Raw genomic sequence first — 12,597 nt, 5'->3', positions numbered from 1 at the left:
CCTCTTCGCGGGCAAGCCTCGCTCCTACAGGAACACGGCGTCTGTGTAGGAGCGAGGCTTGCCCGCGAAGGCGTCGGCCCAGTCACCACACATCGATCAATTACTGGAGAGTCTGTCCCCACGCGCAAACTTCCAGGTGCGGATGATTTCCAGCCGGTCGATGTCCGACAAGTCCCCGGTAAACGGCGAAAACGGCGCCGCCAGCCTGACGATCCGCTGCGCCGCCTGATCCAGCAGCGGTTGCCCGGAGGACTCGAGCACCAGCACTTCATATAGCGAGCCATCGCGGTTGATCGAGACCATCAGGCGCAAATTGCCGTAGATCTGTTTGCGCCGCGCTTCGTCGGGGTAATTGAGGTTGCCGATACGCTCGACCTTCTTGCGCCATTCGTCTTTGTACCAGGCGCCCTTGTCGCGCATGGTCGACGCCGCGCTCAGACGGTGGATGCGCGGTCGCTTGGCGTACAGCTGCTGTTCATTGGCCAGTTCCGCTTCCAGGCTGGCGATGTCGCTGGACAGCTGTTCGGCGTCGAAGGTCGGCGCTGCTACGGCAGGTTTGTTGACGGGCTTGGGTTCTTCGGTTTTGGCGGCGGCTTTTTTCGGCTTCGGCGCGACGGTCGTCACGGCAGCCTTGGGCGCGGCTTCCTGCACTTCAGGCTTGGCGGCCGGCGGTGGCGTGACTTTCTGCACCTTGTTGTCCTGGAAGGGCGCGACCTCGGTGGTCTTGGGAATTGCCTTTTTATCCAGGGTGCCGCTGCCTTGCTGATTTTCCTGAGCGAGGAAATCGGCTTTTTCAGGCTTCTTTTCACTCTTGAACGTGGCGAGGGTGATTTCCAGGGTCCTGCTGATCTGCTTGGGTTCGACCATGGTAAAGCCGACGCCCAACAGCAAGGCCAAGTGAATCAGCGCCGCGAGAAACAGGGTAAAACCGAGGCGATCGGCCGGGCGCACGCCACGATGGGCGAGTTCAACGGGCAGATCGGACGGCAGGGTCATAACAAGGAAACCAACATCGCGTTTTCACAGGCCGCGCATGATAACGCAATGTTGGTTTGGCTTATCAACGAGCCTTGAGCTTCTGATCGATGGCATCCATCAGCATCCCGCCAATATCGGTGCCGAACGCATTATCAATCTCGCGAATGCAGGTCGGGCTGGTGACGTTGATTTCGGTCAGGTGCTCGCCGATCACATCGAGACCGACAAACAGCAGGCCCTTCTCACGCAGGGTCGGGCCGACTTGTGCGGCAATCCAGCGATCCTTGTCGGTCAGCGGACGCGCTTCGCCACGGCCACCGGCCGCGAGGTTGCCACGGGTTTCGCCAGCCGCCGGAATCCGCGCCAGGCAGTAATCCACCGGCTCGCCGTCGATCATCAGGATGCGCTTGTCGCCATCGACGATGGCTGGCAGGTAACCCTGGATCATGATCTGCTGTTTGCCATGCAGGGTCAGGGTTTCGAGGATTACCGACAGGTTCGGGTGGCCAGCGGTGTGACGGAAGATCGACGAGCCGCCCATGCCGTCCAGCGGCTTGAGGATCACGTCGCCGTGATGATCGGCGAATTCACGCAATACGTCCGGGCGACGGCTGACGATGGTCGGCGGCGTGCACTGCGGGAACAGCGTGGCGAACAGTTTTTCGTTGCAGTCACGCAGGCTTTGCGGCTTGTTGACCACCAGCACGCCGGCGCGCTCGGCTTGTTCCAGCAGGTACGTGGAGTAGACGAACTCCATGTCGAACGGCGGATCCTTGCGCATCAGGATCACGTCCAGATCGCTCAGCAGCGCGTCAGTCTCGGCTTCCAGCTCGAACCATTTTTCCGGGTTGGCGAACACTTTCAGCGGACGCATCCGCGCCCGGGCTTCACCTTCAGCCTGGTACAAATCGCTCTGTTCCATATAGAACAGTTCCCAGCCGCGCTTCTGTGCGGCCAGCAGCATGGCCAGCGAGCTATCCTTTTTATAGGAAATGCCGGCAATAGGATCCATGACAATCCCGACGCGAACGCTCATGGGTTTTTCCTCGAAAATGGGGGGCTAATGTCGATCACTTGTAGGAGCGAGCCTGCTCGCGATAAACCTGAGAGCGCCTCGGGGTGTCAGGCGGTCAGCATTATCGTTAACGATCATCGCGAGCAGGCTCGCTCCCACAGAGGATCAGTCCAAAAGGACCGTATAAAAGTGGCGTCAGAGTGGCGCTGAGTGTGTTCCCGGTCAAGGAAAAACCACCTCGAAGGTCCCCCGATAGATTGGACATGGAGACTGTGCTAAAAAGGCTGCCATGTCGCGCTGGCCCTTGATCATCAAGGGTTTCGAGCCGTCAAACGGACAAATTGATTCGCAAAGGCGACGGTAGAGCATTTATGGAACAGCATTCCAGCGCCTTGAAGGTCATGGTGATCGACGATTCGAAGACGATTCGCCGCACCGCCGAAACGCTGTTGAAGAATGTGGGGTGTGAAGTCATCACGGCCATCGATGGTTTCGATGCGCTGGCGAAGATTGCCGACCATCATCCCGGCATTATCTTTGTCGACATCATGATGCCGCGTCTGGATGGCTATCAGACCTGCGCTTTAATCAAGAACAACAGTGCGTTCAAGTCCACGCCAGTGATTATGCTGTCGTCCAAGGACGGGCTGTTCGACAAGGCCAAGGGGCGCATCGTCGGCTCCGACCAGTTTTTGACCAAGCCTTTCAGCAAGGAAGAACTGCTGAACGCGATCCAGGCCCATGTACCGGGCTTCGCCGCCGTTTTGCCGCAGTAGGACACGCACAGTGACGCTCGGCCAGCGGGCCCGCGTCGACAAGAATGGGGAAGACCATGGCACGTATTCTGATCGTCGATGATTCGCCGACTGAAATGTACAAACTGACCGGCATGCTGGAAAAGCACGGTCATGAAGTGTTGAAAGCCGAAAACGGCGCCGACGGCGTAGCCCTGGCCCGCCAGGAAAAACCCGACGCGGTGCTGATGGACATCGTCATGCCCGGCCTCAACGGTTTCCAGGCGACCCGCCAGTTGACCAAAGACCCGGAAACCGGGCACATCCCGGTGATCATCATCACCACCAAGGATCAGGAAACCGACAAAGTCTGGGGCACGCGCCAGGGCGCCAAGGATTACCTGACCAAACCGGTCGACGAAGAAACCCTGATCAAGACCCTGAACAACGTGCTGGCCGGTTGATCGTCCGGCCATGACCGAGTCGCTGACCGCCTTCGAACTGCTGCTGCAGATCGACCAGCGCTGTCGTCTGCTGGCGGCGGACTTGCCGTCCCAGCCGACCCGGCAGGATAGTTGGAGCGGCATCGGTTTTCGCTTGGGCGAACACTGGTACGTCGCGCCCATGGGCGAAGTCAGCGAAGTGTTGCATGAACCGCGTTTCACCCAGCTGCCGGGGGTCAAACCCTGGGTCAAGGGCGTGGCCAACCTGCGCGGGCGGCTGTTGCCGATCATGGACCTGTACGGTTTCTTTGGTCATGAGCTGTCGGCGGTGCGCAAGCAGCGGCGGGTGTTGGTGGTTGAGCATGAAGACGTGTTTGCCGGGCTGATGGTCGATGAAGTCTTCGGCCTCCAGCACTTCGCCCAGGACAGTCTTGAACCCATGGAGACCCTGGGCGGCCCGATTGCACCGTTCATCAAAGGCCGGTTCCAGCGCGAGCAGAGCTGGCAGGTGTTCAGCCCGTTTGCGTTGGTGCAGTCCCAAAGCTTTATGCTCGTCGCGGTCTAGCTGGCCCGACACCGACCCAATGTGGGAGCGGGCTTGCTCGCGAATGCGGTGGGTCAGTCAGCATAGAGGTTGAATGAGAGACCGCATTCGCGAGCAAGCCCGCTCCCACAAGGGATCTTCGGTGGGTTCTAAAGGTTGGTTATTAGGCGAGGACCGATGATAAAAGCAAAAACAGGCAAGCCAGAAGGGTCGCGCAGCCGCTCGCAGATCATCGTGCTGTTCATCGCGCTGATCGTCTTCATCATGCTGCTGTTCGCCAACTTCGCTTACCTCAACACCCAGGCCACGTACGACAAACAGTACATCGCCCACGCCGGTGAGCTGCGCGTGTTGTCCCAGCGCATTGCCAAGAACGCCACCGAAGCCGCTGCCGGCAAAGCGGCGGCGTTCAAGTTGCTGAGCGATGCGCGCAATGATTTTGCCCAGCGCTGGGGTTATCTGAAGAAGGGCGATCCGTCCACGGGCCTGCCGCCGGCACCGTCCACCGTGCGCCCGGAAATGCGCGCCGTGCAGCTGGATTGGGAGCGCCTGCTGAAAAACACTGACGCGATCCTCTCCAGCGAACAGACCGTGCTGTCCCTGCATCAAGTCGCCGCGACCCTGGCCGAAACCGTGCCGCAGTTGCAGGTCGAGTACGAAAAAGTCGTCGAAATCCTCCTGCAACGTGGTGCACCGGCAGCCCAGGTGGCGATGGCCCAGCGCCAGTCGCTGCTGGCCGAACGGATTCTCGGCGCGGTGAACACCGTGTTGTCCGGCGACGAAAACTCGCAACAGGCCGCCGACGCCTTCGGGCGCGACGCCGCGCGTTTCGGCCAGGTGCTCAACGGCATGCTGCAGGGCAATACAGCGCTAAGGGTCAGCCAGGTTGAAGACCGCGATGCCCGCGCCCGCTTGACCGAGATTTCCGAGCTGTTCGAATTCGTGTCCGGGTCGGTGGATGAAATCCTCGAAACCTCGCCGGAGCTGTTCAAGGTTCGCGAATCGGCCAGCAACATTTTCACCTTGTCACAAACCCTGCTCGACGAAGCCTCGCACCTGGCCATCGGTTTCGAAAACCTCGCCGGCGGGCGCAATACCGACACCATTGGCGGCTATGTGCTGGGCCTGGCGGCGCTGATGTCGATCATCCTGATCGGCCTGGTGATGGTGCGCGAAACCAATCGCCAGTTACGCGAGACCGCCGAGAAGAACGAACGCAACCAGAACGCGATCATGCGCCTGCTCGACGAAATCGAGGACCTGGCCGACGGCGACCTCACCGTCACCGCCTCGGTGACCGAAGACTTCACCGGGACCATCGCCGACTCGATCAACTATTCCGTGGACCAATTGCGCGATCTGGTGGCGACCATCAACCTCACCGCCGGCCAGGTCGCCGCCGCCGTGCAGGAAACCCAGGCCACCGCGATGCACCTGGCCCAGGCCTCGGAGCATCAGGCGCAACAGATTTCCGAAGCCTCCACCGCGATCAACGACATGGCCCAGTCCATCGACCAGGTGTCCGCCAATGCGGCCGAATCCTCGGCGGTGGCCGAGCGCTCCGTGGAGATCGCCAACAAAGGCAACGAGGTGGTGCACAACACCATTCACGGGATGGACAATATCGGCGAGCAGATTCAGGACACGGCCAAACGCATCAAGCGCCTGGGTGAGTCTTCTCAGGAAATCGGCGACATTGTCAGCCTGATCGATGACATTGCCGATCAAACCAATATTCTCGCGCTCAACGCGGCGATCCAGGCCTCGATGGCCGGTGATGCCGGGCGCGGTTTTGCGGTGGTGGCCGACGAAGTGCAGCGCCTGGCCGAGCGCTCATCCGCCGCGACCCGGCAGATCGAAACCCTGGTGCGGGCGATTCAGACCGACACCAACGAAGCGGTGATTTCCATGGAGCAGACCACCACCGAAGTGGTGCGCGGCGCGCGTCTGGCGCAGGATGCCGGAGTGGCCCTGGAAGAAATCGAAGGGGTATCGAAGACCCTCGCGGCGCTGATCCAGAGTATTTCCAATGCAGCGCAGCAACAGACGTCTTCGGCCGGGCAGATTTCCCTGACGATGAACGTGATCCAGCAGATCACTTCGCAGACCTCGTCAGGCTCGACCGCCACCGCCGAGAGCATCGGCAACCTGGCGAAAATGGCCAGCCAGCTGCGGCGTTCGGTGTCCGGTTTCACCTTGCCGGCCGCCCGGGCCACGGCAGTGGACAAGGCGTGAAGCGCCTGCGGGCGTATGATTCTTGATTGGCGTGGGGACTGGAGTGGTTATGGGTGATCGGCACGACTATGTGGCCCTCGAGTGGGTCAAAGGCGAGATTGCCGAAACACTGAAAGTGGCTCATCAGGCAATCGAAACCTTGCTCGATGACCCGCAGGCGACGCACGCCCTGAGTGAATGCCTGGCGTGCATCCATCAGGTTCACGGCAGTTTGCAGATGGTCGAGTTCTACGGCGCGGCATTGCTCGCCGAAGAAATGGAGCAACTGGCCGCCGCCTTGCAGCAGGATCGCGTCAGCCATCGCGACGAATCGATCCACCTGTTGATGCAGGCCCTTGGGCAACTGCCGATTTACCTTGATCGGGTGCAAGGCGCCCGCCGCGACTTGCCGCTGGTGGTGCTACCGTTGATTAACGACTTGCGCAGCGCCCGTGGTGAAAGCCTGCTCTCGGAAACCAGCCTGTTCAGCCCGCAACTGCCGGAACTGCCCGCGCTGGACGAAGAATCGTTGGCGCTGCTGGAACCGGCAGAATTGCCCAACGTGCTGCGCAAATTGCGCCAGATGCTGCAAATGGCCCTGGTCGGATTCCTGCGTGAGCAGGATAACCAGACCAATCTCGATTACCTGGCCAAGGTCTTCGCGCGCCTCGAAGGGTTGTGCGGCAACGCGCCGCTGAGCCCGTTGTGGCAAGTCGCCTCGGCGCTGGTCGAAGGCATGCGCAGCGGTTCGATCGCCAACAGTCCGGCGCTGCGCAGCTTGTTCAAGGACGCCGACAAAGAACTCAAGCGCCTGCTCGAACAGGGCATGCGTGGCATCAATCAACCGGCGCCGCCGGAGCTGCTCAAGAGTTTGCTGTTTTACATTGCCAAGGCCGAACATCCCACCGGGCAGATGCTGACCATGAAAGATCGCTACGGACTGGACGACGCGCTGCCCGACAGCGCAATGGTCGACGAAGAACGCGCACGGCTGGCGGGCCCCGACCGCGACGCCATGCGTTCGGTGTTGGCAGCGCTGTGTGAAGAATTGGTGCGGGTCAAAGAGCGCCTGGACTTGTTCGTGCGCAGCGACCGCCAGCACACCTCGGACCTTGAAAGCCTGCTGGCGCCGCTGCGCCAGATCGCCGACACCCTGGCGGTGCTGGGTTTCGGCCAGCCGCGCAAGGTCATCATTGATCAATTGGCGGTGGTGTTGAGCCTTGCCCAGGGCCAGCGCGAACCCAACGACGCGATCCTCATGGACGTCGCCGGGGCCTTGCTCTACGTCGAGGCGACCCTGGCCGGCATGGTTGGCACCGTGGAACCGGAAAGCCAGGAAGAAAGCCGCCTGCCGACCACCGACCTGACGCAGATTCACCAGATCGTCATCCGCGAAGCACGCATCTGCCTGCAACAGGCCAAGGACATGATCGTCGACTACATCGACGCCGACTGGGACCGACAGCACTTGCAGCCATTGCCGGCCTTGCTGACCCAGGTGCGCGGGGCGCTGGCGATGATTCCGTTGAGCCGCGCGGCAAGCCTGATCGAGGCCTGCAACCACTTTATCCGCGAGCATCTGCTGCTGGAACCGGACCAGCCCGGTTGGCAGGAATTGGACAGCCTGGCCGATGTGGTCACCAGCATCGAGTATTACCTGGAGCGTCTCAGCGACGACCCCGAAGCCCCCGGTGAACAGTTACTCGACGTTGCGCAGAAAAGCCTCGCCGCACTCGGTTTTTTCCCCAGTGAACAGAACGTGCCGGTGCTTGAGGACGTGCTGAGCCCGAGTGAAGCGCAGGTCATGCAGGAGCAGCAGGCACTCGACGATCCCGAGGTCGTGCAGACGCTGGCCGAGGTGCTGGGCAGTCCCGTTCCCGCCGTCAATCCCCCCGCGCGGAACACCCCGGGTAGCCTGTTACCGCCGCCGACGGGTGAAGAGCCCGTGGACGATGAGCTGCGGGAAGTCTTCCTCGAAGAAACCGATGAAGTCCTGGAGATCCTCCGGGAATACCTGCCACGCTGGGCGGCCAATCCCGACAGTGAATCGGCCCTGAGTGAATTGCGCCGGGCCTTTCATACGCTCAAGGGCAGTGGCCGGATGGTCCGCGCCCTGGTGCTCGGCGAACTGGCCTGGACCGTGGAAAATCTGCTTAATCGCGTGCTCGAACACAGCGTCGCTCCCGGTGCTGCGGTCCAGCAATTAGTGACTGATGCACTGAACCTGTTGCCGGAACTGGTGGCCGAATTCGCCGCCAATGCCCAACGCCAGCGCAACGATGTCGATCAATTGGCAGCCCGCGCGCATGCCTTGGCCAAGGGCGATGACCAGGCCAGCGATGAGGACACACAGGATGTCGCGGCCCTCGATCCGCTGCTGCTGGAGATTTTCCGCAAAGAAGCCGAGACCCATTTAAACAGCCTCAACCGCTTCCTCGATCAAGCCGCCGAGCAGGTGCCGTTGCAGGCCAGCGACGAGCTGCAGCGCGCGTTGCACACCTTGAAGGGCAGCGCCTACATGGCCGGCGTGTTGCCGATTGCCGAGCTCGCGGCTTCGCTGGATCAACTGGCCCGTGAGTACAAGGCGCACCTCATCGCCCTGGACCTGGACGAAGTGGAGCTGCTGCTCGAAGCCGAAGGCCTGTTCCGGCTCGGCTTGCGTCAACTCAAGACCGATCCGCTGGCCGAGATTCCCGGTGCCCACGCGTTGATCGAACGCCCCCAGGCGTTGTTGGCCGAGCGCCTGCAAGCCCTGTTGAGCGCGCCGCACACCGCACTGCGCACCAAGCGCGATCCGCAACTGATCAACAACTTTCTCGCCCAGGGCATGGACATCCTGCTGGACGCCGAAAGCCTGTTGCAACGCTGGCAGCAGCACCCCGGCGAGCGTCAGGAACTCAGCGCGCTGCTGGACGAATTGACCACCCTCGGCGAAGGCGCGCACCTGGCCGATCTGCACCCGGTGGATGACCTCTGCGAAGCCTTGCTTGACCTGTACGGCGCCGTGGAAGAAAGCAGCCTGGCGGTCAGCGAGACGTTTTTCCATGAGGCACAAAGTGCCCATGAAGCGCTGATCAACATGCTCGACGAACTGGCCGCCGGCCAGGAAGTCAGCCCGCAACCGGAACGTATCCGGGCCTTGCGCGACTTGCTCGACACGAGCCTCGACCCGTCGGCCATGGGCCTGATCCGCAGCGACGGCAGCCGCACCCTGAATATCCGCGATTTGGGCGAAGCCACCGCCGAACTGGAAAACACCTTACCCCCTGTGGGAGCGAGCCTGCTCGCGATGGACGTCAACGATGACGCGTTTTCATTGGATGAGCGCGGCGCCCATGAGCCCATCGCGAGCAGGCTCGCTCCCACAAGGGACCGAGAACTGGACGATGAAATCGTTTCGATCTTCCTCGAAGAGGCCGTGGATATTCTCGAAAGCGCGGGCCAGGCTTTGCAGCGCTGGCTGAACGACCCGGACAACGCCGCGCCGTTGTTGTCGTTACAGCGAGATTTGCACACCCTCAAGGGCGGCGCCCGCATGGCTGAGGTCGAGCCGGTCGGCGACCTGGCCCATGAATTGGAAAGCCTCTATGAAGGTCTGGTAGATCGCCGTTACAGCCACAGCGAGGCGTTGGCGCAACTGCTGCAACAGAGCCATGACCGGCTCGCAACGTTGCTCGAACAGTTGCAGGACCAGCAGCCTCTGGGCAATCCGGGCGAGCTGATCGAAGCCATTCGTGACTTCCGCAAAGGCAATGCCAGCGCGGCTGAAACGCTCGAGCCTGCTCGGGGCGAGGATTCGCCGGGGCATGATCCGGAGCTGCTGGAGATCTTCCTCGAAGAAGGTTTCGACATCATCGAAAACTCCGGTGCGGCGCTGCTGCGCTGGCAGGCCGAGCCGTCGAATCGTCAGGAAATGGAAACCCTGTTGCGCGATCTGCATACCCTCAAGGGGGGCGCGCGAATGGTCGAAATCGCGGCGATCGGTGACCTCGCCCACGAGCTGGAATTCCTCTACGAAGGCTTGTCGACGGGTGTGCTGCAACCAACCGCTGCGCTGTTTGCGCTGTTGCAAAGCAGTCACGACCGACTGGCGCAGATGCTCGACGCGGCCCGCGCCGGTCATCCCATGCCGCCGGCTGATCGACTGATCGACGCGATCCAGAATTTCAGCCACCCGGCGCTGCCCGAGGCGGCGGAACCGCTGGTCTCAACGGCAAAAATCGAGACGCTCGCGCCACAACCCGATGCCGCTGCCGACATGGTCAAGGTCTCGGCGGAACTGCTCGATGACCTGGTCAACCTGGCCGGCGAAACCTCGATCTTTCGCGGCCGCATCGAACAGCAGGTCAACGATGCACGGGTGGCCCTGAGCGAGATGGAAACCACCATCGAGCGCATGCGCGATCAATTGCGCCGCCTCGATACCGAAACCCAGGGGCGGATTCTCAGCCGTCAGCAAGTCGACGCCGAGCGCCTGGGCTACGAAGAATTCGACCCGCTGGAAATGGACCGTCACTCGCAGTTGCAGCAGCTGTCACGCGCGCTGTTCGAGTCCGCCTCCGACTTGCTCGACCTCAAGGAAACCCTCGACCGACGCAATCAGGACGCGGAAAACCTGCTGCAACAGCAGGGCCGCATCAACACCGAATTGCAGGAAGGCCTGATGCGCACGCGCATGGTGCCGTTCGAACGGATGCTGCCACGGCTGAAACGCATTGTCCGTCAGGTCTCCAGCGAGCTGGGCAAAGACGTCGAATTCATCGTCGGCAACGCCGAAGGCGAGATGGACCGCAACGTCCTCGAGCGCATGGCTGCGCCGCTGGAACACATGCTGCGCAACGCCGTGGACCATGGGCTGGAATCCGCCGAGGTGCGTATGGCGGCGGGTAAAACGGCGCAAGGGCGGATCACCCTCGACCTGTCGCGAGAGGGTGGCGACATCATTTTCGACATCCGCGACGACGGTGCCGGCGTGCCGCTGGAGGCGGTACGGCGCAAGGCGATCAAGCGCGGATTGCTGGCGCCGGACAGCGACATCAGCGACCGCGACGTGCTGCAATTCATCCTGCAGCCGGGGTTCTCCACCGCCGAAAAAATCACCCAGATCTCCGGACGTGGTGTCGGCATGGACGTGGTGCATGAAGAGGTGCGGCAACTCGGCGGCTCGATGAGCATCGACTCGGTGCCAGGGCAGGGCGTGCATTTTCGCATCCGCCTGCCGTTTACCGTGTCGGTCAACCGTGCACTGATGGTGCAGTGCGGAGAGGACCAATACGCGATCCCGCTGAACACCATCGACGGCATCGTGCGCGTGCTGCCCAACGAACTCGAAGGGCATTACCGGCTCGATCCACCGACCTATAAATACGCCGGGCAACACTATGAGCTGTGCTACCTCGGCGAATTGCTGAAAACCAGCACCCGCCCGAAACTGCTGGGCCAGAGCCTGGCGTTGCCAGTGTTGCTGGTGCAGTGCAACGAACGCCACATCGCCGTGCAAGTCGACGCCATGGCCGGCACCCGCGAGATCGTGGTGAAAAGCCTCGGCCCGCAATTTGCGGCGGTGCAGGGTTTGTCCGGGGCAACGATTCTCGGTGACGGTCGGGTGGTGCTGATTCTCGATCTGCTCGCGCCGATCCGGGCCATGCAGGCGCATGTGCCACAGCGGACGTTGACCCAGGATGTCGAGGTCGAGCCGCACAAACCACTGCTGGTGTTGGTGGTAGATGACTCGGTGACCGTGCGCAAGGTCACCAGCCGTTTACTGGAACGCCACGGCATGAACGTGCTGACCGCCAAGGATGGAGTCGACGCTATGCTGCTGCTCGAAGAACACACGCCGGACCTGATGCTGCTGGACATCGAAATGCCGCGCATGGACGGCTTCGAAGTCGCGACCCAGGTGCGCGCCGACGAGCGTTTGCAGCATTTGCCGATCATCATGATCACCTCACGCACCGGCCAGAAACACCGCGACCGCGCCATGGCCATCGGCGTCAACGACTACCTCGGCAAGCCGTACCAGGAATCGGTGCTGCTCGAAAGCATCGCCCTGTGGAGCAAATCCCATGCTTGAACACCGCACCAGCAACCTCACCGGCCTGCTGCTGCCCTTGGCTGACCGCAACCTGATCCTGCCCAACGTCGCTGTCGCCGAGCTGATCGACTACCAGCCCGGCGCCTTCGACCTGGATACGCCGCCGTGGTACCTGGGCCGGGTGAGGTGGCGCGACCGGCAGATTCCGCTGCTGAGTTTCGAATCGGCGTGCGGCCAGAAAATCGTCATCGGCGAGCGGGCGCGGATCGTCATTCTCAATGCCTTGGGCGGGCGACCTGAACTGAAATTCATCGCGTTACTGGTGCAGGGCATTCCGCGTTCGTACAAGTTGGACAGTCAGTTGAGCTACGTCGATGTGCCGTTGTGCGCGCTGGAACAGGCGGCGGTGCAGGTCGGAGATCAAGTGGCGAAGGTGCCGGATTTGTTGGCACTGGAGGGTTTACTTGTGAGTGCTGGGTTGATCTGACGGGCCCCTTCGCGGGCAAGCCCGCTCCCACATTGGTTTTGCATCGTTCACAAATTAAATGTGGGAGCGGGCTTGCTCGCGAAGAGGCCCGCACAATCACCGCAATCTTTTCAACCATTACCCTGACCGTAACGATCCAACGCTG

Annotated in this window: 8 protein-coding genes and 1 pseudogene; 6 read left to right on the top strand and 3 right to left on the bottom strand. The window is 61.6% G+C overall.

Translation table 11 applies throughout. The annotated features are described in order from the left end of the window. Window positions 1–96: 96 nt before the first annotated feature. The 3 genes and pseudogenes from ACIPL2_RS06660 to ACIPL2_RS06650 form a co-directional block, all read right to left on the bottom strand. Window positions 97–996: a TonB family protein gene (locus tag ACIPL2_RS06660; protein WP_401354153.1), complete on the bottom strand. Its 900-nt coding sequence runs from the start codon at window positions 994–996 to the stop codon at window positions 97–99. 64 nt (window positions 997–1,060) lie between these two features. Then, window positions 1,061–2,014 carry a glutathione synthase gene (gene gshB / locus ACIPL2_RS06655; RefSeq protein ID WP_401354151.1) on the bottom strand — a complete coding sequence of 318 codons (954 nt, stop codon included), beginning with the start codon at window positions 2,012–2,014 and terminating at the stop codon, window positions 1,061–1,063. Between the two features lie 39 nt (window positions 2,015–2,053). Then, window positions 2,054–2,131: pseudogene (locus tag ACIPL2_RS06650) on the bottom strand (outer membrane lipoprotein carrier protein LolA); the annotation flags it as partial. Window positions 2,132–2,364: 233 nt separating this feature from the next. Between ACIPL2_RS06650 and pilG the strand changes: the two are divergent. From pilG to ACIPL2_RS06620, 6 genes are all read left to right on the top strand, one after another. Beyond that, window positions 2,365–2,769, top strand: coding sequence for a twitching motility response regulator PilG (gene pilG, locus ACIPL2_RS06645; protein ID WP_150711282.1), 405 nt, complete (start codon window positions 2,365–2,367; stop codon window positions 2,767–2,769). A gap of 56 nt (window positions 2,770–2,825) precedes the next feature. Further along, window positions 2,826–3,191, top strand: coding sequence for a twitching motility response regulator PilH (gene pilH, locus ACIPL2_RS06640; protein ID WP_008068134.1), 366 nt, complete (start codon window positions 2,826–2,828; stop codon window positions 3,189–3,191). Window positions 3,192–3,201: 10 nt separating this feature from the next. Further along, entirely contained in the window at window positions 3,202–3,735 is a 534-nt protein-coding gene (locus tag ACIPL2_RS06635; protein WP_401354148.1) for a chemotaxis protein CheW, read from the top strand. Window positions 3,736–3,891: 156 nt separating this feature from the next. Next, a complete protein-coding gene (locus tag ACIPL2_RS06630; protein ID WP_401354145.1) occupies window positions 3,892–5,949 on the top strand; it encodes a methyl-accepting chemotaxis protein in 2,058 nt (685 codons plus the stop codon). A 49-nt stretch (window positions 5,950–5,998) separates the two neighbouring features. Beyond that, complete coding sequence (locus ACIPL2_RS06625) at window positions 5,999–12,004, top strand: Hpt domain-containing protein (RefSeq protein WP_401354143.1); 6,006 nt, start codon at window positions 5,999–6,001, stop codon at window positions 12,002–12,004. Continuing rightward, complete coding sequence (locus tag ACIPL2_RS06620) at window positions 11,997–12,452, top strand: chemotaxis protein CheW (protein ID WP_401354140.1); 456 nt, start codon at window positions 11,997–11,999, stop codon at window positions 12,450–12,452. The genes ACIPL2_RS06625 and ACIPL2_RS06620 overlap by 8 nt, the downstream gene beginning before the upstream one ends. Window positions 12,453–12,597 lie beyond the last annotated feature (145 nt).

The organism is Pseudomonas sp. NPDC086251, from assembly GCF_044746405.1.
GTDB lineage: Bacteria > Pseudomonadota > Gammaproteobacteria > Pseudomonadales > Pseudomonadaceae > Aquipseudomonas.
This window is presented reverse-complemented; position numbering and strand designations above follow the sequence as displayed.